Here is a 21,650-nt window from a genome sequence, read left to right on the forward strand (position 1 = left end):
CCTAGTAATGTCTACATGGGACAAACTGCTTGCGAGTAGGCCCGTACTGGTCTGCGTCGTACCCATGAGGAAGCCATCTTTCTATTACCTACCGGCATCATGCGAGGCCGTGGAGCTTAGACTTGATTACCTGGATAGGCTTGATTTTACGCAAGAGATTAAGGAGTTGATAGAGAACTACGTGTCGCACTACCCAACGATAATTACGGTGAGGGAGCGTGATGAGGGTGGTAACCACGGTGTTGACCCTGAGATTAAGTACAAGCTATTCGAGTTCGGCAAGGGTATTGGCGCCTTGTTGGATATAGAGGTGAGCCTATTAATGAGGAAGCCCGATATTTATGGTGATCTTGCGGAGGGTTCCATAGTGTCCAGGCATGTCTTTAGCAAGGATGTTAATTCCTATGAATTGGCGATTAAGGACCTAGACGTGGCCAGGAAGTTTAGGGCGTTGATATACAAGGTCTTCTCAATAAATGATAACGACTTCATAAACCTACTAAACCTGCTGAATGCAGGCGATATTTACGTTGCTGTCATACCAAGAAACCCCATGTTTAGGGCCGTATCGATAATGATGGGTTCAGCCCTAATGTTCTGTTCAACACGTGGAAAGACAGGCCCAGGGCAGTTAAGTATTGGTTTATGTAATAAGGTTAAGATGCTTAAGGCCCCATTGTCAATGTTTGACAGGGAATGATCACGGGTATTCCCCACGTAACCTCAAAAGAATCTCCTTCCACGTGGGCCTCTCAATATCCCCAAACCAAATCCTATCAGCCTCAAGGGCCTGCCTAACAAGTATCTCAAGTCCATCCACATGGGGTATTGAGTATTCACGGGCCAACCTAATAAGGTGAGTATCGCCCTTAGGCACATACGCCAAATCAAGCACCAACCCAACGCCCAGATCCCTGGGGTTCATTGGAAATGGTTCATTGATACCCAGCGGCGTTGCATTAACCAGTAACCAAGCACTAAGTCCCATGTTGGGCTGGAGGGAAAGGGCTACACAGTCAACACCCCATGATTCGATTAACGAGCACAACTCGCGCCCATGCTCAAGCGTCCTGTTCAACACGTAAACCCTGGAGCAGCCTAGATCCCTAAGGGCCAGGGCAACAGCCCTCGCAACGCCGCCAGCACCAATAATCAAGGCATCCTCCCCTGAGTAACCCCCCTCGCTCAATGCATGCCTAATGGCTATGTAATCGGTGTTGTAACCCAGTAATTCTCCGTCCTTGTTCATCACGGTGTTAACGCTATTGAGCACCTTTGCGGGGCCCACAACGTCGTTGATTAAATTAACTATGGACACCTTATGGGGCATCGTTACGTTGAAGCCGCCTAACGAGTCCTTAGCCACCTCCACAAAGTAATGTAGTTTCTTTGGCGGTATCCTCAATGGGACGTAGATGGAATCTACACCTAATACCTTGAATACGTAATTATGAATGTTCGGTGAAAGGGTGTGGTTCAGTGGGTACCCGATTACGGCGTAGACCTGCATTCCTCAGTCACCAGTTTTGTTAAGTCTTCAATTCTCACCCTAACCAAGTCCCACCTACCCACGTCAATCACCACAGGCAACTTAATGAACCCACCACTCCTCTTCTTATCTCTCATCATGGCATTAACCAACCCATTCGCATCAATAGTAACCCTATTGACTAGGTTAAACCGCGTCAATGCATCCACTAATAGGCCGGGTACATCCCTCAACGTATAGCCTAGTTTAACACCAATACGTGCTTCACAGATCATGCCTAGCGCTACCGCCCTGCCATGGCTAATTGAGAAGTTAGACACGGATTCTATGGCGTGACCCACGGTATGCCCATAATTAAGCACAGCCCTTATAACGCCCCTATCCAACTCATCCTTCTCGACAATACTCGCCTTATTAATAAGAGATCTGTAAATAATCTCCTCAAGAACCTCATAATCTCTACCTAATAATTTGTCCGGGTTATTCATTACCTGGCTCAGTAACTCCCTATCCATGGTTATGCCATACTTAATGACCTCAGCAAAACCATCAATGTAACTAGGCATTGGTAGTGATTCCAGGAAGGATAGGTCAATGATTATGTACCTTGGCTGCCTAATAACACCTATCACGTTCTTAAGGCCAAGAGCATTAACACCAGTCTTACCGCCTAGAGATGCGTCAACCATGGAGAGCATCGTTGTTGGTACATTAACATAATCAACGCCCCTTAGGTATATTGATGCTGAGAAACCCACAACATCTAGGACACTACCACCACCAACACCAATGAATAGGCCATCCCTGTCAATACCAATTTCATGGGCATTTCTCACGATACTTAATGCCGTCTCAATACTTTTACCTTCTTCACCATCAATTATTGGAACCACGGGGCATTTCACCTTAACTCTATTGGCAATACTCCTAGATACAAATGCCACACACCCAGTGTATTTTCCCGAAATTTTTTCCAGGGCATCGCCATGATTAGCATTGATTAAGACCTCGACATTACCATCACGTGATTTATAGGTGAATTCCCTCATAACGACCTACCGATTGCCCTGGCAACCTCCCTACCCTTAACCATTAATTCCCTAAACATGTCGAAGGTTAACTGCTGCTCGGCATCCGAAAGAGCCTCCCAAGGCCTTGGATGAACCTCCACCAGGAGCATATCTGCGCCGGCGGCTATTGCTGCGAGAGCCAGTGGTATTACTAAGTCCCTCCTACCCGCTGGGTGTGATGGATCAACGCAGATTGGCAGGTGCGTTAGTTTCTTCGCGGCAGCGACGGCACCGAGGTCCAGGGTAAACCTAGTGGCATGCTCAAAGGTCCTTATGCCCCTCTCGCAGAGTACCACGTTACCATTACCCTCAAGTAGTACATACTCCGCCGCCTGTAACCACTCATCAACGGTATTCCCAAGGCCGCGCTTTAGGAGTACGGGCTTACCCAACCTACCGACCTCCTTGAGTAATTCGAAGTTCTGGGCATTCCTAGCACCAATCTGAAGCATGTCAACGTACTCAACCATGGTCTTAGCCGTCCTGACGTCCATTATCTCAGAGACCACTGGCATACCAACCTCATCCCTGACCCTCCTAAGTATCTTAAGACCCTCAACACCAAGCCCCTGGAAGCTGTATGGATTAGTCCTTGGCTTAAACGCACCGCCCCTGAGTAATTTGGCGCCTGCTTCCTTAACGGCTATTGCCGTATCCCTAACCTGCTCATAACCTTCCACGGCGCATGGACCCGCAGCAACTATTACGTCATTACCACCGATCCTAACACCGTCAACATCAACTATTGTCCCATACCTCCAGGCATTACTCACTAATTGATACTTAGTCTTAATTTCAATAACCACTGCATTTGGATCTACCGACTTAACGGCGTTGGCATCAACCTTTGAGTCAGGCCAGGTAACTATTAATTCCTCATCATATATCCTGACAATGTTTAATTTAACCTTAGCCTTATCCAATAAGCTGGCTATATCATTCGCCCTATCCTTCGATGCCTTGATTATCATGTACCAACACCCCCAATAACATCGTTTCCATTAAGCCCCTTAACCACCTCCTTTAATAAATCACCCAGTTCCTCAGCCACACTCCTCGAATATGGGTTAAGCCTAAATAATTCATTACTAACCTCGGGTTGCTCCAAAATCCTCTCCAAGGCCTTAAGTGTGTACTTGAGACTATGAGTGGCTAGTGGTGTATCTAGGTCAAGACCAGCCCTCTTCATTGCCCTATAAAGCGTTAGTAATAGTATGTGGTGCGCAACCTGGATGTAAGCCATTAACCTATCATGCTCCTCAGGACTGCTTAGAACCACGACTTTAAAGCCTGCATCGGTGAAGAGTTCTCTGGTCATATCGATCCTATCACTACCTGACTTTGATGGTATTAGGACCACGGTCTCGCCAATTGGATTACCCAGCTCACCAAAGAGAGGGTGTGCACTTATGTAGTGGAATCCTGCCCTTAGGGACTCGCTCTCGATAAGCCTAAACATGGGCGCCTTAACGGAGAATAGGTCCATGACCACGGAACCCCTGAACCTACCTGAGTATTTAGTAATTATGTCCAGGGAGTCGGGAGTCGGCCTTGTGGCCAGCATAATGATGTCGCCAGGCACCAACTCCTCGGAACGCCTCTGAAGGGCAACGTTAGTAACCCTACCAAGCACCTTGGCCAGCGTCCTACCAACCCTACCACTACCAACTATAGTCACTCTAATATCAAGTTTATTCGTTAGTTGAATTCTCGTAGATGCCCCAATTATGGACTGCGCAATCCCAATTGCAGACTCAAGATCGACACCAAACCTACCCAAACCCTCAACCCACCTGGCAATAACCTCCCTCTCACGATCCCCATCAACAATCGGCAAACCAAGACTCCTCTTAACCCTACCAACCTCAGCCGCAAGCCTAACCCTCTCCCCAATCAGTCTCATCAACTCTTCATCAACAGCATCAATACCACGCCTCAACTCAGAGAGCATAATAACCACCCGAGTACACTATGATTACTCACGACTAGGTTAGGGCAATAACAGGGTTTAACCCTGGACCTTACGAATCTAGATATTCCATAGAGGTCCCAGAGCTATTAAGAAACTATATTTTTAAACATTATCACTATTTACCGTATTAACAAAACACCTAAGGCCTACAACAGCATTCCTCATTAACTTGTCGGGCAGTACGTAGGTATTACCCTCTTTAATGAGTAATCAAGCAACGCCTTAATTAGGGAGTCAACAATGGAGTTATTCAATTCCCTACCCTCCATAGCCTCAAGGGCCTTTTTAATAATTGACCAGCGACAACCACCAACACAAACCTCGAGTATCCTCAAGTACCCCCTCTCCACCAAGTGCCTACCCTCATTAATGAAATTACAAATCTCCCTACGAATCAAATCAATAGCCTCCCTCCTAGTCTCACTTAAAACATCATCAAAACCCACCCTCAAAGCCCTATGGCCGAAGAACGTCAGCCAACCAGGATTACCACCAAGCTCCTCATACACCTGCTCAGCCTTGTCAAATTCAATACCCTGCTCCCTAAACCCACGCCTCAGAAACTCAATTGCTTGATCCTTACTAAAGGGCTTGAGCGTAATGTTAACATAAGCCCTGCCAAGCAATGATGATTCAGGGTCATTCAATTTAAGGAATTTAGTGAAGACCCTAAACTCAGACCCAGTTATGATGAACGTTATGTTCCTCAAGTTATCATATGCGTAGGCAAGCACGGGTAATACATCGAAGCCCCTCGCTTTAACAAGCTCTTGAGCCTCATCAAGGACGATAATAACCCTCAACCCCTCATCACTAGCCCAATCATTTAATGAATCAAGGATATCAGCAAACACAGCCCCTATCCCTACCCCAGGAAAAACTCACCCTAAAACCGCTAATACTCACACCCCTAATCCTCGAGAGAATACTCAATAACCTTCTCGACCTAACCCTAGCATTTATGGAATCCTCAAGCGCCTTAACAAAATCCCTATAACTCACGTAACCACCCTCCTCAAACCTCCTCAGGTCTATGTAGAAGTAATTACTTGGTGCATATTCATTGAGTACGGCCTTAATCAATGAGGACTTACCAACCCTCCTAAAGCCGAAGACCACCACCAACGGCTCATTAAGGCTAGCCCTAAGCCTCTCAGCCTCATCATCCCTATCGAAAAAGTCCCTAAGGCTCTCCTTAACCCTAATGTCAAAGAGCAGTTAACCCCCACCCAACTAGGTTACCCCCTCCCAACCTTTTAGGCCTACTTCCTGATGGCCCTCGGTATTAGGCCGGCCCTCATTGCGTGGTCCACGAGGACTATAGCCGTCATCGCCTCAGCCGCCAGTATCGCCTTTGGCGCCGTGGACACGTCATAACGACCCCTAAAGGTTATCACCGCCTCAGTCATCCTCTCCAAATCCACTGTCCTTTGGGGCTTCCTGATGCTGGGCGTTGGCCTAAAGGCAACCCTAAACCTAATGGGCTCACCAATACTCATGCCGCCGAGTGTCCCACCAACCCTGTTGGTCTCAAGTCTCGGCCTGCCGTTCCTAAGCACTATCTGGTCATTGGCCTCACTACCCTTCATCCTAGCAAGCCTAAAGCCAAGCCCGAACTCAACACCGACTGTACTACCTATTGACATGACTGCCTTCGCTAAATCAGCCTTTAACTTGTCGAAGACGGGTTCGCCAAGTCCCGGCGGGACCTCCGTAGTGAGCACCTCACCAATACCACCAACGCTGTCGCCCTCCTTAACAGTATTTACTAAAACATCTATTGTTCTTCTCACTGCATCATCATCAACCATGGGAAGCGGCTTCTCCCAGGACTTAACCACATCCTCAAACGTATAATCCTCCCTGGATATGGCCACGCCGCCAAGCTCAACCAGGTGGCTGGCAACATCGACATTTATTGTTTGCTTGAGCACGGTCTTCGCAATGGCCCCAGCTACTATCCTAGCCACTGTCTCCCTACCACTGGCCCTACCACCACCCCTATGGTCATAAAACCTACCAAACTTTAGGTAATAGGCGAGGTCCGCGTGGCCAGGCCTAGGCTTCATCCAAAGTTCATTGTAGTAATCAGAGATGGCCCTCTTATTCCAAACAACAACCGCTATTGGCGTACCCTCGGTAAACCCATCCTTAACACCAGACAGTATTTGAAACTCCTCATCCTCACACCTAGGATTAAGAATCGGTAGCTGACAAAAGCGTCTCCTACCAAGTTCCCTCCCAATGAAGGACTCATCAATAACCACACCGGCTGGAACGCCATCAACCACAACGCCAACAGCAGGACCATGGGACTCCCCAAAGGACATAACCCTAAACATGCGCCCAAAGACACTACCCATCAAAACAACGCACTATTTAACCTATATAAGCATTAAAAACGCCACAAACCACGAGAAACAACAACCAAAAGCTTAAAACCTCAATAAACGCTATTAACCTGCGGCCGTGGTCTAGGCTGGTCTAGGATGGCGGCCCCCCGAGCCGCAGAACCCGGGTTCAAATCCCGGCGGCCGCACCAAACAACGTTCAATCTAACCCAGATTCGTCACCATAATTATCATTACCCACAGGATTATGAGTACTTATTTATTGAATCGTTGCATAGTTACCCGTAGATAGTACCCATGGATTACGTGCGGTCATAGGTTTACTAACATTATTATGTCCGTGCTTCTCACGGTCTTTAAACGATGAGTTTATGATTTTTGCGTTGGTATTAAATCACGGGAAATTACGAAATACTTGGTAGTGGTGTCATTACAAGGGTTTGAATGCGCCATGCCTAAACAGGTCTGGATCCAGGGATTGTCATTAAGTGCGTGCAATCTCCGCTTCATTGGTCCCGATGATGTGCTAATCTAAAGGTTAAATGCCGTATTGTTGAGGCCATGACGATGGCAATTGCATTAAATTATTTATACGCCTTTATTTTGCGAAGCCGTTCATACCTACCTTTTTCTCGAGAACTTTCATATCATAATCAATATTAACCAAGTACTCCCAGAGCGCGTCAAGTGCCTCGTCCTTATTAATAAAGCCCAGCCTAGCCTTGACTATAGTATCAAAGGCGCAGCCAAGTATCTTTTCCCCACATCGCCTTATACCCTTTCCCACATTTTTAATTTCTTCGTTTTGCCATTTTAATTTTTTGCCTATATTGAATAATAAGATAAAATTGAAAATATGAAGGTTATAATACACAAATGCTATACATATAACTTATATGTATTTTTTGTTCTATCGATAAGGATAAATAATATAAATATAAGTTAAATAGGTAATAACGAAGCCCATACCTGCTCTGCATTCACTACATTGATGCGAACCCAACGACCCGGCCAAAACTGGGCCGCTGGGCCCCGTGTCAATGGCGTGGGTGCATGCAGGGGGCAATTTCCTCCTGTTTAATTCTTTGTTGCAATTATAGCCGTTAATTGTAGGGAAAGCCTTTTAATGAATTGTTTAATTGGTTGTTTTGATGAAGTTCCTGGTCCTTAATTGGCAGAGGCTTGTGGATTTGTCGCTGGATCTGTCGCTTATGATTAAGGACACTGGTTATAGACCTAACTCGGTTGTAGCCATACTCAGGGGTGGCTATATCGTGGGTAAGTTGGTGTCTGACTTTCTTGGTGTTGATGAACTTGTTGTCCTTGGTTTAACCAGTTATGGGGCTAGGGTTGGTCAAGGCGATGAACCCGTAGTTACGTACCCAATATTTCATGACCTAAGGGGCAAGAGCGTGCTCGTTGTGGATGATGTTGCGGACACAGGCAGGACGCTGGCCATGGCTAGGGACATACTAAGGTTTTATGGGGCTAGGGAAGTCAAGACAGCCACACTATATGTTAAGCCCTGGTCCAGTATAAAGCCCGACTACTACCTGGACATTGTTGATAGGTGGATCCTATTCCCCTGGGAGGTTGGGGAGGTGGTTAGGGATCAACTCCGTAATTCTAACGTAGACTCAGTGATCAGAGACCTAAATCTAGTGGAGTACTTCGGTGAGGACTTTGTTCGTAAGCTCATGAGGTTACTTCGTTGATTCCTACTCGTACTCAATGGTTGCCGGTGGCTTGGGCGTCACGTCGAAGCCAACTGCCGCAATCCTGTTATCACTCATGATCTCTCTAGCCACGTTAACCAAAGTGTTGCGGTCCAGTCTCGGTACATCGGCGGTCATAAAGTCCTCGGTAAGCACGGCTCTTATGGACACGAAGTACTTGCCTGAGTCTCCTTCGGTTAAACCATAGATAACGTGAGTCACATCACCTATGGTTAAGTACCTGTGCAGCTCATAGGCATCATCCCACTTTGTTAGGCGGCCCTTAACCAATGCCACGTGTCCATAGGACCTCGAATCGCCCTTAACGCCAGTCGCCCTAACCTTGAACAAATTCACATGTAGATCGCCTAGGTTAACCACGTTCCTTGATAATTCGTCACTGGGCATGGTGCTGTATTCCCAAGCGGCCGCGAACCACTGACTAAGTCCCATGTCGCCTAGTCTTCTTTCAACTATTTCGGTAGACCTCCTAACAATATCGAGTTTCTCAAGGGTTAACTCACCCACGGCCCTAATGCTAAGTCCAGGCCCTGGGAAGGGTTGTCTATTGATTATCTCGCTTGGTACACCGAGTGCCCTGGCCACCTCCCTAACTTGGTCCTTGTATAATTCCCTTAGCGGTTCTATTAGTTTGAAGCCGTACTTCGTTGATGTATCGATACCGATCTGCTCAAGAACGTTATGCTGCGTCTTAATGCCACCCTTTGTTTCGATCCAGTCAGGGGCTATTGTGCCCTGAACCAGCCAGTCACAGCCGTACTTTTTCGCGATGCCCGAGAGGACGGTGTAGAAAACCTCCCTAAACCTTATTCTCTTTTCCTCCGCATTGCTTAGTCCAAGCACTGCTCCATAGAATTGCTCATGGGCGTCCACAACCTCAATTGGTAAAATACCCTTGAGTAACTCCTTAACGTGTGTGGGCTCGTTAAGTCTCATGAAGCCCGTATCAATGAAGACCGCCCTCAGCCTATCGCCAAGGGCCTTCCTGGCTAGGACCGCCGCCGTGGTGCTATCCACACCACCACTAATTGCAGCCAGGGCGCAGTTAATGGGTAAGGACCTCATGCCCTCCACAGCCCTATTAATGATTTCAATCGTACTCATCGGTAATCAATTTAATTAATTATTTAAATACCTTGCCCCTAAATAACCAGGGGACCTACACGGTATTATTTAATTAAACATAATAAGATGATCAATAATGTAATTGATGGCCTTACTCCGAAGAACACCTGCTCATGCCGTGATTAGTTACAGGGGCGGAATTATGGTGCATACCGAGTGGATTTAGCGGCATAATTCAAGGAAGTTCCTCATTATCACTAGTCCGTGTTCCGTGTGCCTAACCTCCGGGTGGAACTGCACGCCGAATCGCTTGAGGGCCTCATTGGACATAGCCTCAATCGGGACCTTCTCACTGTGTGCCAATATTTCAAAGCCCCTCGGTGGTTTAACCACACTTATGTTGTGGCTTTCCCAGGCAGTGAAGGAATTGGGAGTACCCCTGAGTATTGTGTCTTCTCTATCGACATGTACCCTAACGCCACCGAACTCTGGATAACCCGCCGCCAACTCGCCCCCGTATGCATATGCCATTAATTGATGACCAAGGCATATGCCCAGAATAGGGCCGGGGAATTCAAGGATGTAGTTAATAGCGTTTCCTGTCTTTGGTAGGTCCCCTGGTATGTTCCATGGACCACCACTGATTATGAGACACTTGAAGGATTGCCTAATCCTATCAACTGGTTCATTCGGGTCTAGGAAGCTACCCCTGAACCCCAGCTCAAGCACGCGCCTAAGTATTAGGTGGTTGTATTGTCCGCCGAAATCAAGAATTCCAACCGCCACATTGATGCGGAGCGGGAATTATTTAAATACTTTATTATTAGGACCAGCACGTTAACGGCATATTTATGGGCTCTTTATTTAATGAGTTAATTAAATAAATTAAACAATTCATTAAATGGAAATCCCGTGCTTGGTACGCAAAAGATTTTTAAATGTTTCATTTCTCGATGGAATAATGGAGACCAAACAGGGTGTATTCCTTAGGGAGTCCACGGGTTTAGTCAAGGAGGCTGGTTTTTGGGATGCTGTTTCAATAAATATTGCTAACATGTCCATAGGAGCTGCGCTGGGTACTGTGGGGTTCACTCTGGCGGTGCTACCCAGCGTTACTGGTGTAAACCTGGTCTATGCATCGTTAATTGCATTTTTGCTTTCAGTGCCTCAAATAATAGTCTACACACTACTAACCACGTTAATACCGCGCACCGGTGGTGACTATGTCTGGCTAACCAGGGCATTCGGACCAAGGGCTGCCTGGCTCGTTAATGGCTTGGTCATGGCATTCGTAATACAGGCCCTGGCCTACTACGCACTTGTTGCCATAGCTGGCGTCTTTCAGCTTGAGTCTGTACTACCGATATTGGGTATAAATGCGTCTTTCAATACCTTGTCCATGATATCCATAGCCATCGCCCTTTTCGCCGTTATAGTCATAACAAACATATTGGGTACTAAGTACGGCATTAGGTTAATGACCGTACTAACCACCATATCGCTCATTGGGTTAATAATTACAGTGGTAATATTATTTATAACACCCAGGTCCATGGCCATTGCGGCAATTAATAAGTTACTACCCAGTGGCTACACATACTCATCACTCGCCAGTAGTTACAAGGGCCCTGAATTCACATTGAGCGGCGCGTTCATGGTGATACCATTCTTCGCGCTCTATGTTTATCCATGGTTAATGGCAGGACCAGCAATAGCATCTGAGATAAGGGGTAGGGGTGCCATTAAGTATAACGTGCCTGCGGCGGCCTTAATAACGATGGTAATGGCAACAATAGGCTTCGAAGCCCTTTACCGCTCGCTGGGTTTTAACTTCGTGACCGCCGCATTGTCCAACCCCAACATTAATGGTATCCTGAATTACTGGACCATTGCCATGGCCGTGTCAAGCAATAACGTGCTCAGTTGGATTATTGGTATATCATCAGTCACCTGGTACCTGGCAATACTGGCCTACGGCGCCATTGTGATTGTTAGGTATTGGTTTGCCCTTGCCCTTGATAGGGTTTGGCCGAGTTTCTTTGCGTATGTAAGTCCTAGGTTTGGAACGCCAATATACGCACATGCATTTGACCTGGCAATAACGGCAATGCTCATTGCGCTAACGGGCATATTCTACGGAACATTCACAGCACTATACGGAACTGAGGTTGGCCCACTGACATACTTAGCGTTGGTCGGCGTCGCCGCAGTCTTGATAGCCCTAAGGAAGAACAGGGAATTGAGTGGTGGGGTTAGGACCGCCCTTATTGTTTCTGGTATTCTTCAATTCCTCGTATTCATATTCCTCGACTATGAATTCCTAGCCTATCCACAGATTTGGGGCGGTAATTGGCTGGCCTACGGCGTTGAACTCGGCGCAGTAGTACTCGGTATTGCAGCCTATGTAATCGCAAGATCAATCTACCTAAAGAGGTATGGCATAGACATATCAGTAGCCTACGTGGAAATACCACCAGAGTGATTAGTGATGGATAAGGCCGACCTAATTATAAGGGCTAAGTACGTAATAACAATGGCAAATCCATTAATTATAGAGGATGGCGCCGTGGCCATAGATAATGGCCTAGTTAAGGCGGTGGGTAGGGCAAGCGACGTACTCAGCCAGTATAGGGGTGAGGGGGTCATTAATAGGGACAGGCACATCCTAATGCCGGGCCTCATTGACACCCACACACATACACAGCAGGTATTGCTCAGGTCTTTCATTAATGATGAGAGGCTTGCGCTACCGCCATTATGGACAAAGCTCCTAATACCATTCGAGGAATTACTCAATGATGACTTGACATACCTGTCATCACTTATGAGCGTCACTGCCATGGCCAAGAACGGCATCACATACTTCATTGAGGCTGGCGCACCGAGACCTAGGGAGTTGGTTAAGGCGATTAATGAGGTCGGTATTAGGGGTGTGGTTACGCCGTCGACCTTTAATGTACGTGGAGATGAAATCATCGATGCTGATGATGTCATACGTGGAATTGAGGAATTACTGCCGGAGGTTAATGATAAGGTTAGGGTGTGGTGTTCAATTAGGCAGGTAATGATGGTTACTGAAGACCTACTCCTCAAGGCAAAGGATTTCTGCCTAAATAGGGGATTGGGCATAACCTATCACTTGGGTGAGTACCAGGGCGAGGTCGATTACGCGCTCACTAAGTACGGTATTAGGCCCCTCGAAGTCTTCGATAAACTTGGCTTAACGCTAATAAGGCCTACGGTGATAGCACATGCCATTTATCTATCCAGTAGAGAAAGAACCATTATTAGGGATAGGGGGTTAGGCATTGCCTGGTGCCCAACGGTTGACTCAATAGCCATGGGTCCTCATTGGCTACCCATGTTTAATGACGTGTTGTTTGGCTTTGGAAGTGATGGCGGTGCATTCACAAGTCTCGATCTGTTGCACGAAACCAAGATCGCTAAAGCCGTGGGCAAGGCATTAACTGTGGGTATTACCTATGATAAGTCCTCCTTCAACTCCATTACAATGCTTAGGGCACTCACAGGCTGGGGTGGCCTATTAGTTGGGGATAATGTTGGGGCAATTAAGGAGGGATTTAAGGCTGATTTAATAACGCTTAGGCTTAATGATACCAGGGCATTACCTGCGTATGACCCTGTGGAGTCTGTGGTATCGTTTTTGGGTGGTCATGATGTTAATGATACGTTGGTAGGTGGTAGGTTTGTTGTTAGGGATGGTAAATTAATAAGTACTAATGAGGATGATATTATTGAGAAATTGTATGCGGTGATGCCTAGTGTTAATGAGAAATTGAACAACATGAAACACGGGCTTTTTAATCCCATTTTACATACATAAAATGTAAAGTATGATGAGGATTTAAAATTAAAATTAATAGGAATAATTAGTCCATGCATATGGTTTAGGTTTGCATTAATAACTGACGTAGAGCACATGACATGCTCTTCGTAGTAAGTTAGTTTTTTAAGGTCATTCTAACCAAACAGGCATAAGTATGGTATTGCTTAGAACAATACTATGTTGCATAGAGTTACTTATATTCAGTATCATAGCTGGATTACTTGGGTCACTAACAGGTTTGGGGGGTGGTACGGTATTAGTACCCCTACTTACATTGTTCCTGGGAATACCAATAGCCTATGCCGCTGGTGCATCGCTAATATCCACAATAGCCACCTCGAGCGGCGCAGCCAGTGCGTACATTAGGGATAAGATAACTAATGTCAGGATTGGCATGGGTCTCGAGATAGCCACTACGACAGGGTCAATAGTTGGTTCATTAACGGCAGCCTACATATATAGCCACAGCCTTGCGTGGATCGTCTACGTGGTCTTCGGCATAGTAATACTGACATCAATAATACCAACAGCCCAAAGGGGTAAGTATGAAATACCTGATCCGAGGAGGCCTGATCGAACCACGAAGATCTTTAAGCTGTACGGTAGTTACTACGATGACGCACTAAAGAGGGAGGTTAAGTATTGGGGTGTTCGTTGGTGGCTCGGCGAATTAATAATGTTCTTCGCAGGTTTCATCAGTGGGTTGTTGGGTATTGGTAGTGGTGCCCTTAAGGTCCTCGGGATGGACTGGGCCATGAATCTACCCATGAAGGTGAGCACAACAACGAGCAACTTCATGATAGGGGTAACGGCTGCCACGGGCAGTGCCCTGTACTGGTACTTCGGTTATATACAGCCGATGATGGCTGCCGTGACTGCCATCGGCGTCCTGATAGGGGCTATGAGTGGTACGAAGATACTGGTGAGGATTACGAATAAGCAGGTTAGGTGGGTCTTCCTGGCAATACTGGCTTTCCTAGGCATGGAGATGCTGCTTAAGGGCCTATATATGGACCACGTAATAACGATAGCCGTGACAACCCAATACCTATTGAGCGTAATCTTCACGGTCATAGTGATGACGATCCTCTATTACCGCTACGGCATATTAATGGCGAGAAAGGAGAGAAGGACCGCAATTAGGGGTGGTGGAAATGCCTAGGCAAGACATGGACTATGTGATTGGGCTTGCCCTTAGGTACGGTGTTATAATCAGCATAGCCCTAATACTAATTGGTGTTATACTCTTCCATGTTAAGGGTGAGGCCCTTGGGTGCAGCGAGACACTGATCATGAACCCAACATCCCCGGTAAACACCACAGTCATACCACCAATGTACGCATTATCCAGGCTACCTAACCTAGACCCTCTCTCGTTCATAATACTTGGGCTCATGGTCCTCATAGCGACCCCAGTGCTTAGGGTTGCCCTGGGTATTGCCTCCTTCGCAATGGAGAGGGATTGGCTCTACGTGTTCATAACCGTGGTGGTATTCATAAACCTAATGCTCGCCATATTCGTACTACCATCAATAATGCACCTACATGCAAATCCACAGTTACTCAAGTTACTCTGCCCATCCTCATAAAACCCCATCAAACTCTCTCAAAGGATACTATTATTGACGCCGTTATTATTAGGGCATAGGCTATTAACGTCAATGCCGTAGGCACTTGCCTAAAGAATAGGAGGCCCCAAATAGCTGCCAGTACAGGCTCCACCGTGGCTATAACCGAGGCCGTGGAAGCCCTCAACCTCGAAACCCCCATAGCGAAGAGCCTATAGGGTATCACCGTGGTAACTATACCCAAGTAAACACCCCACAAGGCCGGCCTAACTATTGGTCTCCAGTAACTCGTCATTATTGAGTAAGCAATTGCGGTTGGTGCAGTTATTATTAATGTATACGGCATTGCACCCAAGGAAACATCAGCCCCATCGCCCGCCTTGGCGAACCTCCTGGCAAGGGCTATGTATGAGCCGTAGGAAATTCCCGAGAGCAGACCCAGGAACACGCCGATAAGGCTTATTGAACCCCTAATTGTTTGAGCGCCAATTAATACAATCGCTATTATCACCAGGGAAACACCAATGACACCACGCCTACTGGGCCTCTCACCCATGCCGAGAGCCACCAGTGTTGCCCATAGCGGTGCCGTGTAAAGTAGGAAGGCTGCAAGGCCCACGCCGGCCGTTACAGCTGCCAGCGGGTACACCGAGAACAATACGCCGAGGGCTATGCCCGTTAATACGGAGGCCTTGTTAAAGACCCTCCGTATAAATAATGAGACCAGGGACGCGAATAAGGACCTAAATAACCCAAGCATAATTGGGTTCCTGCTATACACACTGGCCACGCCAATTGTTGACCAAAGCGCCGCGGCGGCCATTATGTAAAGTCCAGGCCACAAACCACCCCTACTGCTCACGGTACAGTGGGTGTAGGCATTCTTAATGAGTGTTACGCCCTCCGAGAAAGCACTAAGGCATCCCTAATAATGATTGAGTAAAGCCCAGATGATGATATGGCCACCGCGAATACGAAGCCCCACATCGCGAATGGTTGCTTAATCGCGTAGCTCAGGAGTACGCCTGAGATCGAGGATGCCATGGTCCTGCCCAGGCCAGTAATAAGTGAGTATAGGCCCATGTACCTACCCCTGGACCTTGGATCGGCTAGGGCGTTGGCTATGCTCTGCGATAACGGTGAAACAACCATCTCAGCCAGCGTTATGAAGAACATGCCCACAACGGCCCAGGCAAAGCCCGGTATGAAGGCCACCGCCAGGTAACTCACCCCGTAAATAACCATACCAAGTGAGATCAAGCTCGGCCTCCTTAAGTACCTGCCGATTATGTCCTGGAGGAAGACCACCAGTAACCCATTCTCCATGTAAAGCAGACCAACCTGAAAGGTGGTTAGGCCAACATGCATGTTGTAGTACGTTAACAGTGGAAAACCCAATTGGCCCATCACGAGGAATGTTAGGAAGGACGGTATTAGGAACAGCGCGAACGCCCTATTCACGTGGAACGTCAGCCCAGCCTCAGCCACATAATTGGGCTCTGGCAGGGTCATTAGTAATGGTAGGGCCATCAGTGGTATCACCGAGCCAAGGAGTATGAGTATTCTAAAGCCGTAAATCTCATAAAGCAGGCCGCCAATGGCCGGCCCTATCGCCCACCCGGCGTTAATCCCCACCCTAAGCCTACTGAAGTACTTAACAAGTGATGTGAATTCCCTGGCGTAGTCACCGACGATTGATGTGTTGGCCACTCCGTAGGTGTTGTTGAAGAATGATTGAATGAGGACCATCAAAACCACGGCAAGTGGTTTATTAATTACGTAGGCTATGATTAGGGCTATTGACGACACCACCGCCGAAATGGTCATTGTCCTGACCCTGCCGAGGAAGTCCGCCAGGTAGCCTCCAATTATGAAGGCTATTGAACTAATCACGGCCTGGGTTACGTAAAATAGGGAGACTAGGATTAGAGGTAGTTTGTAGTATTGGAATAGTGCGAATCCCGTGAATGACCAAAGCAGTGAACTGCCCAGGGATCGGACGGCGCCAATCAGAGCCAATCTATTGCTGAGCTCCATTTAGTTGGCATGCCTGTTGGTGTTCTCTTATTAAATTATTCCACAAAACGCTCACTTTTTAAGCTCGCATGTTAATTAATGCGTTGTGCCTGGTTTATTACCAGTGCTTTTGGCGATACTCGTGGCAATTTCTAACAGCACCACTTATCAAGAGGTGAATCCATTGATTAATAATTATGGCATAGTCACTTATCCCATGGATTACGCGGTCATTTACGATCACGTGATTGGGGCGGGAACCTACATGATGATGATAACGCCAGAAAACTACTACTCAGTGGGTATCTATGGTCCTGGACCTGTGGGTCTTTACTTGATGTCAAGTGCCAAGGTGCTTCTCCTGGTGCTTAATACCCAGGAGTATGGGGAGTTAAGGACTGGTAATATCACGGGTTCATTGTTTGGGTATTATGGGTCACTGCTTAATGAGACCATTGAACTACCGGAGGGCCCGTACTACATTGTCGTTATTAATAATGGGTCATCTACAGTCCAGGCAGAGCTCGCTGTAATCCAGCAATACCCAACACCGCTCATCAATGCGCCAATAGGCATTGTTGATTACGGGCTAATGCCAGCGCAGATGGGTTACGTACCATACTCCTACGTAACCAATGAATTCCTAGGCAGGGTTCAGATGATGAATGCCAAGGTTGAACCATTAACCAATTGCTCATTACTACCGCCCAACATATTCTCTGTTCAGTTAAATACCGTGCTGGAACTAAAAACAAATAACGGGATGCAGTATTACTGGGTCCAGGATGTCCTCCTAATTGATCCTCAGAATGAAACTTTGGCGCCATTAGTTAATGTTTGGAATATGAGTAGTGCCAGGATGGTCATGGATCCACTGTACGTAGTTGGGCATGGTCTTCTCATCAACAACGAGACATACGCCTACATGGGTAACTGGACGCCATTTCAAATGCCCCTATCAATAAACCTGTCAATAATAACCAATAGGACTATCAATGGGTTTCCCGAGGTGCTTCTTGGTTACTCAATGGATGGTGTGAATTTCCTCATTGATAATGTAACGCTATTGCTAAGTCCCTCCTGGGGACCCTACCTTGTGGTTAATGGATCCAGCTACTCACCGTTGGGCTACTTGGTGGATGCAGAGCTTGTGATCGGTGGACCTGGCTGTGGCGCCACGGTCATTGCAAGGGAATTGAATTTGTCAATGTCCCTGTATTATCGAGACAGGGTTGGTGATTTAATCCCGGTCCCAAGCGCCTGGAGTTTTGGCAGCGATACCGGAGAGACTGTGGTGAATGCCAGGGATACCGTGGTTTCCCCTGGGTATGTTCACATAACCACTGGTTATGAGTACCTCGGTCCATTGGTAAACTCTGACTATCTGGCGTTCCTTATACTTAATGATTACCTAGTCGGCAACAAAAGCTTTGTGTCAGTATCATTACCATTACCAATAGGGTCCAGGGCTTTATTGACTTCATTAACTGAGGTTTACCTGGACAATAATACATTGCTTAGGTTCGCTGGTTTATTAGTTAATAATGAGTATGTTAATTCCACAGAGTTATCTTTGACCATTAATCAAACGTATGTAGTTAACTACGTATGGGTCAGGTATTATCGGCTTCAGGTCATTGATGAAGCCAATCTATTGACTAACCTAAGTGGTTGGTACAATGAGGATAGTATTGTGAGCATCACAGTACCCAGGCCAGTGATTTACCTGGGCAATGATACTAGGCTTGTCTTCGCGGGATTCATCACAAACGCTACCCATTACGTGGTCACGAACGATACCTTGATCCTGCTTGTGGATAGGCCAATAACCGTGATAATTAACTGGTCCAGGGAGTACAACGCATCCCTAAGTCTATACACGGTAAATGGTGTTTACGTAACCACGAAGCACCTCGGCTGGATCATGAGCAGTGAGGAGTTGACCAATGTAAGCATTGGCAGTGCCACGTACACATTAAGGACACCATTATTAATAACAGGAGTCAGTAATACGGCGGTACTTAACGCCAAATACGGATCACTCACAGTAAGGGACGCCCTGGGTTTACCCATACCCTTTGTCCAGGTTGTCATTAAATGCGATGACCAGGAGATAACAGGGGTGACAAATGCCTACGGGGCCACGCAGGAATTATTGATTCCAACAAACGCCAGTTGCGTCGTTAAGGCGCCACCAATTGGTTACTACAGCATTGCCCTAATACTTACGTTCATTTTATTAGTGGTGATCATTTATTACGCTCTCCACCATTCAAAGGCCACGTAATGTATTTTGCCATCAACCTCGCTCTGAGTGGCCAGGACAAACCTCTTATTAACGCTGTGGCTGAGCCTCGCAGCCCTCGTTATGTCCAGGGCGCTCACGGCCCTCCTAGGCTCGATGAAGTGCAGTAGGACTGGTGCATGGTCAATGCCCGGCCCCCGCTCGTAAACGGCGAATAATGAACCGAATTTAAGCCCGCTCTTGACCACGAAGCCCCCCTCCTTAAGCTCCCTGTAAATGGCGTAGACTTGGTCGAAGTTCGTAACAGTATTGCGACCAGCCCTAAGCAGGTCATCCCTACTGAGTTTATTACCGTTGGGATCAAGTATCTCGAGAAGCCCTTTATCCATTAGGTATAGGGCCTCGACAATTGATAGCTGTAGTGGTGTGGTCACGCCCTCAACCTCATTAAGCTTCACCTTATCCTCATTAACGAACTTGCCGTAAAACCCCATTGAGTACAATTTCCTGGCCTCATTGATGTCCGTAACAACCACAGCACCACCTATTAAGTAACCCCTAAACACGGTATTTGGCGTATTATAGTTGTTAAAAACCAAACTCCTCTTGCCTACGAATAGCCTCATGATGTTTCATGGATGTTTGCTCACTCCCTTGAAGCCCTAATTGTCGCTATGCTCATGTCGGCAACGCCCAACCTCCTCATCTCCTCCTCATTGCACCAAACCTCATTCTTTGGTACGTCATCACTGGGTATTACTGTGAACACGTACTTCCTCTCCCTAGAACCACCACCAACGAGGACTACCTCTGCCTTGTCCCTTATCTCCAACTCCCGCATTACCTCTGGGTGCATTTTGACCTTACCTTCGTCAACGTCACCCCTACGCCTAATCCTCAACCTCCTTTCACGTCTCTCCTTCTTCTCCTCGGGCTTAATACCACTTGGTGTTAGGAAGCCCGGTATTAACAGTCTCCTCGCCGGTTTACTCTCGCTTGGCTTACTCTCGCTCATCAATTAACCATGGCTGGACACCTTTATTTATGTTTAGCTTCATTGATTATACCCAACTCCCTGGCGCAATCATTGCAATACCTACTAAGGCCAACCCTAACACTATCCCTCCTACAAACCAACCTACCACACCTGGTGCAATGCCCAATGGCAAGCCTTGAGCGGCAGACCTGGCATAGGGTTGCTGAGCAGGCCTTGCATACGTTCATTGAGTGGTCAAAGTCATCATTACACACGTACCTACCGCAAACACGGCACCTAATCGTTGCCGGTTTCTCCTCACAAATTTCACAAAACCTAACCAACCTAATGTCTGTGTTGTTTTTACTTCGTTTTAAATACTTAATCGAGTGATGCCAGGTACTGGAGTATGTCGGTCCTTGTTATTATTCCAACGGGCTTAGCGCCACTAACCACTATTAATCTGCCTATCTTGTTGACGGTCATGAGTTTCATGGCGTCATATAGATCGGCTTCCTTATCGATGGTGGGTACGTCCCTCCTCATGTAATCCCCAACCTTAGCGTTTAGGTTGCCCTCATAGTAAGCCCTAGCTATTTCGCTCGTGGTTATTAAACCAGCTATCCTATCATCATCATCTACCACCGGTAATGCCCTAATCTTCTTCTCGGCGAAAACCCTGGCTGCATCCCTTAATGGCGAGCCATGTCCTATGGTTGTCACGTTCTTGCTCATTAGCGTCTCGACCTTGACCTTGGGTATTGCTATTAACTTGTTTATGGAAATTACGAGTTCCCTGAGTCCCTCGTTCTTCTCCGTAATAATGCCTTCAATAATCACCCTACTGTTTGCCGTGGGTCCAATCTTGACATTATCACCAATCCTAATGTTCTTCAGGTCACCAATGACCCTAACAAGGGCCCTATTGCTGAATGGGTTAATGACATCGAGTAGTTCGATACCCGTCACGTAGAGGTTCGTGGGTAATTTATTAATTGTTATTGGGGCTATGTCCAGGGCGAAGACCGCGTTCGTGGGCATCTTAATGTACTCAAGGGCCTTCTGGGTAGGTACGTAACCACCGTAGGGCCCCGTCTTAGACTCAATGTACCCCATGGCCCTTAGGGCTACCATGGAGTTCCTGACGGTTCCCTCATTAATGCCGAGTTTCTCGGCAATATCTCTCGACTTAATGGGTCTCTTGGTCATCATGTAAAGCTCAACGAGTGCGTTGAGTATTGACGTGTATGTGGATGGTAATTTCTCAACCATCATATTTATTACTTAAACTACTACTAGTATTTAGTAATTTATA

At 47.0% G+C, this 21,650-nt stretch carries 23 protein-coding genes and 1 tRNA gene; 8 read left to right on the plus strand and 16 right to left on the minus strand.

Annotation, left to right across the window (positions count from 1 at the left end; all coding sequences use genetic code 11):
- Positions 1-7 precede the first annotated feature (7 nt).
- Positions 8-700, plus strand: coding sequence for a type I 3-dehydroquinate dehydratase (locus Vsou_RS07255; protein ID WP_188602930.1), 693 nt, complete (start codon positions 8-10; stop codon positions 698-700).
- Here Vsou_RS07255 and Vsou_RS07260 read toward each other — a convergent pair whose 3' ends face one another.
- From Vsou_RS07260 to aroC, 7 genes are all read right to left on the minus strand, one after another.
- Positions 701-1,510, minus strand: a complete 810-nt coding sequence (locus tag Vsou_RS07260) for a shikimate dehydrogenase family protein (protein ID WP_188602931.1) — start codon at positions 1,508-1,510, stop codon at positions 701-703.
- Positions 1,492-2,433 (minus strand): 3-dehydroquinate synthase, encoded by a 942-nt coding sequence (locus Vsou_RS07265; RefSeq protein WP_229709764.1) that lies wholly within the window; start codon positions 2,431-2,433, stop codon positions 1,492-1,494. The genes Vsou_RS07260 and Vsou_RS07265 overlap by 19 nt, the downstream gene beginning before the upstream one ends.
- 101 nt (positions 2,434-2,534) lie before the next feature.
- A complete protein-coding gene (gene aroF / locus Vsou_RS07270) occupies positions 2,535-3,530 on the minus strand; it encodes a 3-deoxy-7-phosphoheptulonate synthase (RefSeq protein ID WP_188602933.1) in 996 nt (331 codons plus the stop codon).
- The gene (locus Vsou_RS07275) at positions 3,527-4,510 is read right to left on the minus strand and encodes a chorismate mutase (protein ID WP_188602934.1); all 984 of its coding nucleotides are present in this window, start codon (positions 4,508-4,510) and stop codon (positions 3,527-3,529) included. Before Vsou_RS07275 ends, aroF begins: the two co-directional genes overlap by 4 nt.
- A 185-nt stretch (positions 4,511-4,695) precedes the next feature.
- A complete protein-coding gene (locus tag Vsou_RS07280) occupies positions 4,696-5,385 on the minus strand; it encodes an AAA family ATPase (protein ID WP_264890688.1) in 690 nt (229 codons plus the stop codon).
- Positions 5,375-5,650, minus strand: coding sequence for a hypothetical protein (locus tag Vsou_RS07285; RefSeq protein WP_349293693.1), 276 nt, complete (start codon positions 5,648-5,650; stop codon positions 5,375-5,377). Before Vsou_RS07285 ends, Vsou_RS07280 begins: the two co-directional genes overlap by 11 nt.
- A 143-nt stretch (positions 5,651-5,793) precedes the next feature.
- Complete coding sequence (gene aroC / locus Vsou_RS07290; RefSeq protein WP_188602935.1) at positions 5,794-6,894, minus strand: chorismate synthase; 1,101 nt, start codon at positions 6,892-6,894, stop codon at positions 5,794-5,796.
- Positions 6,895-6,994: 100 nt separating this feature from the next.
- Here aroC and Vsou_RS07295 point away from each other — a divergent pair.
- A tRNA-Gly gene (locus tag Vsou_RS07295) sits at positions 6,995-7,073 on the plus strand.
- 407 nt (positions 7,074-7,480) lie between these two features.
- On the opposite strand, the gene Vsou_RS07300 is transcribed toward Vsou_RS07295, so the two are convergent.
- Positions 7,481-7,669 carry a hypothetical protein gene (locus Vsou_RS07300; RefSeq protein WP_054844222.1) on the minus strand — a complete coding sequence of 63 codons (189 nt, stop codon included), beginning with the start codon at positions 7,667-7,669 and terminating at the stop codon, positions 7,481-7,483.
- A gap of 364 nt (positions 7,670-8,033) precedes the next feature.
- Here Vsou_RS07300 and Vsou_RS07305 point away from each other — a divergent pair, with 364 nt between their 5' ends.
- The gene (locus Vsou_RS07305) at positions 8,034-8,597 is read left to right on the plus strand and encodes a phosphoribosyltransferase (RefSeq protein WP_188602936.1); all 564 of its coding nucleotides are present in this window, start codon (positions 8,034-8,036) and stop codon (positions 8,595-8,597) included.
- A gap of 3 nt (positions 8,598-8,600) precedes the next feature.
- Here the strand turns inward: Vsou_RS07305 and Vsou_RS07310 are convergent, their stop codons facing one another.
- Together Vsou_RS07310 and Vsou_RS07315 are read right to left on the minus strand one after the other, a co-directional pair.
- A complete protein-coding gene (locus tag Vsou_RS07310) occupies positions 8,601-9,722 on the minus strand; it encodes a GMP synthase (glutamine-hydrolyzing) (RefSeq protein WP_188602937.1) in 1,122 nt (373 codons plus the stop codon).
- Between the two features lie 183 nt (positions 9,723-9,905).
- Positions 9,906-10,469, minus strand: coding sequence for a GMP synthase subunit A (locus tag Vsou_RS07315; protein ID WP_188602938.1), 564 nt, complete (start codon positions 10,467-10,469; stop codon positions 9,906-9,908).
- A gap of 175 nt (positions 10,470-10,644) precedes the next feature.
- Here Vsou_RS07315 and Vsou_RS07320 point away from each other — a divergent pair, with 175 nt between their 5' ends.
- The 4 genes from Vsou_RS07320 (at position 10,645) to Vsou_RS07335 (ending at position 15,119) form a co-directional block, all read left to right on the plus strand.
- A complete protein-coding gene (locus tag Vsou_RS07320) occupies positions 10,645-12,165 on the plus strand; it encodes an APC family permease (RefSeq protein WP_188602939.1) in 1,521 nt (506 codons plus the stop codon).
- Between the two features lie 6 nt (positions 12,166-12,171).
- Positions 12,172-13,527 carry an amidohydrolase family protein gene (locus tag Vsou_RS07325; RefSeq protein WP_188602940.1) on the plus strand — a complete coding sequence of 452 codons (1,356 nt, stop codon included), beginning with the start codon at positions 12,172-12,174 and terminating at the stop codon, positions 13,525-13,527.
- 157 nt (positions 13,528-13,684) lie between these two features.
- Complete coding sequence (locus Vsou_RS07330; protein WP_188602941.1) at positions 13,685-14,692, plus strand: sulfite exporter TauE/SafE family protein; 1,008 nt, start codon at positions 13,685-13,687, stop codon at positions 14,690-14,692.
- Positions 14,685-15,119: a DUF1634 domain-containing protein gene (locus tag Vsou_RS07335; protein WP_188602942.1), complete on the plus strand. Its 435-nt coding sequence runs from the start codon at positions 14,685-14,687 to the stop codon at positions 15,117-15,119. The genes Vsou_RS07330 and Vsou_RS07335 overlap by 8 nt, the downstream gene beginning before the upstream one ends.
- 7 nt (positions 15,120-15,126) lie before the next feature.
- Here the strand turns inward: Vsou_RS07335 and Vsou_RS07340 are convergent, their stop codons facing one another.
- Positions 15,127-15,960 (minus strand): EamA family transporter, encoded by an 834-nt coding sequence (locus Vsou_RS07340; protein ID WP_229709765.1) that lies wholly within the window; start codon positions 15,958-15,960, stop codon positions 15,127-15,129.
- 32 nt (positions 15,961-15,992) lie between these two features.
- On the minus strand, positions 15,993-17,135 hold the full coding sequence (locus tag Vsou_RS07345; protein WP_188602943.1) for an MFS transporter: 1,143 nt from the start codon (positions 17,133-17,135) through the stop codon (positions 15,993-15,995).
- A gap of 85 nt (positions 17,136-17,220) precedes the next feature.
- Between Vsou_RS07345 and Vsou_RS07350 the strand changes: the two genes are divergently transcribed.
- Positions 17,221-19,401 (plus strand): thermopsin, encoded by a 2,181-nt coding sequence (locus Vsou_RS07350; RefSeq protein ID WP_188602944.1) that lies wholly within the window; start codon positions 17,221-17,223, stop codon positions 19,399-19,401.
- Here Vsou_RS07350 and endA read toward each other — a convergent pair.
- The 4 genes from endA to Vsou_RS07370 are packed head-to-tail and all read right to left on the minus strand — an operon-like array spanning position 19,371 to position 21,610.
- Complete coding sequence (gene endA, locus Vsou_RS07355; protein WP_188602945.1) at positions 19,371-19,985, minus strand: tRNA-intron lyase; 615 nt, start codon at positions 19,983-19,985, stop codon at positions 19,371-19,373. The genes Vsou_RS07350 and endA overlap by 31 nt on opposite strands.
- A 20-nt stretch (positions 19,986-20,005) precedes the next feature.
- Positions 20,006-20,374: a hypothetical protein gene (locus tag Vsou_RS07360; protein WP_188602946.1), complete on the minus strand. Its 369-nt coding sequence runs from the start codon at positions 20,372-20,374 to the stop codon at positions 20,006-20,008.
- A 23-nt stretch (positions 20,375-20,397) separates the two neighbouring features.
- Positions 20,398-20,679 carry a hypothetical protein gene (locus Vsou_RS07365; RefSeq protein ID WP_229709766.1) on the minus strand — a complete coding sequence of 94 codons (282 nt, stop codon included), beginning with the start codon at positions 20,677-20,679 and terminating at the stop codon, positions 20,398-20,400.
- 37 nt (positions 20,680-20,716) lie between these two features.
- Positions 20,717-21,610, minus strand: a complete 894-nt coding sequence (locus Vsou_RS07370) for a CBS domain-containing protein (RefSeq protein ID WP_188602947.1) — start codon at positions 21,608-21,610, stop codon at positions 20,717-20,719.
- Between the last annotated feature and the right edge of the window lie 40 nt (positions 21,611-21,650).

The sequence above is a fragment of the Vulcanisaeta souniana JCM 11219 genome, from assembly GCF_026000775.1.
GTDB classification, from domain to species: domain Archaea; phylum Thermoproteota; class Thermoprotei; order Thermoproteales; family Thermocladiaceae; genus Vulcanisaeta; species Vulcanisaeta souniana.

What these genes read in the sequence shown, in the direction of transcription:
- Vsou_RS07255 (WP_188602930.1), top strand. Translation starts at nt 8, where the DNA reads ATGTCTACATGGGACAAACTGCTTGCGAGTAGGCCCGTACTGGTCTGC.
- Vsou_RS07260 (WP_188602931.1), bottom strand. Translation starts at nt 1,510, where the DNA reads ATGCAGGTCTACGCCGTAATCGGGTACCCACTGAACCACACCCTTTCA.
- aroF (WP_188602933.1), bottom strand. Translation starts at nt 3,530, where the DNA reads ATGATAATCAAGGCATCGAAGGATAGGGCGAATGATATAGCCAGCTTA.
- Vsou_RS07275 (WP_188602934.1), bottom strand. Translation starts at nt 4,510, where the DNA reads ATGCTCTCTGAGTTGAGGCGTGGTATTGATGCTGTTGATGAAGAGTTG.
- aroC (WP_188602935.1), bottom strand. Translation starts at nt 6,894, where the DNA reads ATGGGTAGTGTCTTTGGGCGCATGTTTAGGGTTATGTCCTTTGGGGAG.
- Vsou_RS07305 (WP_188602936.1), top strand. Translation starts at nt 8,034, where the DNA reads ATGAAGTTCCTGGTCCTTAATTGGCAGAGGCTTGTGGATTTGTCGCTG.
- Vsou_RS07310 (WP_188602937.1), bottom strand. Translation starts at nt 9,722, where the DNA reads ATGAGTACGATTGAAATCATTAATAGGGCTGTGGAGGGCATGAGGTCC.
- Vsou_RS07320 (WP_188602939.1), top strand. Translation starts at nt 10,645, where the DNA reads ATGGAGACCAAACAGGGTGTATTCCTTAGGGAGTCCACGGGTTTAGTC.
- Vsou_RS07325 (WP_188602940.1), top strand. Translation starts at nt 12,172, where the DNA reads ATGGATAAGGCCGACCTAATTATAAGGGCTAAGTACGTAATAACAATG.
- Vsou_RS07330 (WP_188602941.1), top strand. Translation starts at nt 13,685, where the DNA reads ATGGTATTGCTTAGAACAATACTATGTTGCATAGAGTTACTTATATTC.
- Vsou_RS07335 (WP_188602942.1), top strand. Translation starts at nt 14,685, where the DNA reads ATGCCTAGGCAAGACATGGACTATGTGATTGGGCTTGCCCTTAGGTAC.
- Vsou_RS07345 (WP_188602943.1), bottom strand. Translation starts at nt 17,135, where the DNA reads ATGGAGCTCAGCAATAGATTGGCTCTGATTGGCGCCGTCCGATCCCTG.
- endA (WP_188602945.1), bottom strand. Translation starts at nt 19,985, where the DNA reads ATGAGGCTATTCGTAGGCAAGAGGAGTTTGGTTTTTAACAACTATAAT.
- Vsou_RS07360 (WP_188602946.1), bottom strand. Translation starts at nt 20,374, where the DNA reads ATGAGCGAGAGTAAGCCAAGCGAGAGTAAACCGGCGAGGAGACTGTTA.
- Vsou_RS07370 (WP_188602947.1), bottom strand. Translation starts at nt 21,610, where the DNA reads ATGATGGTTGAGAAATTACCATCCACATACACGTCAATACTCAACGCA.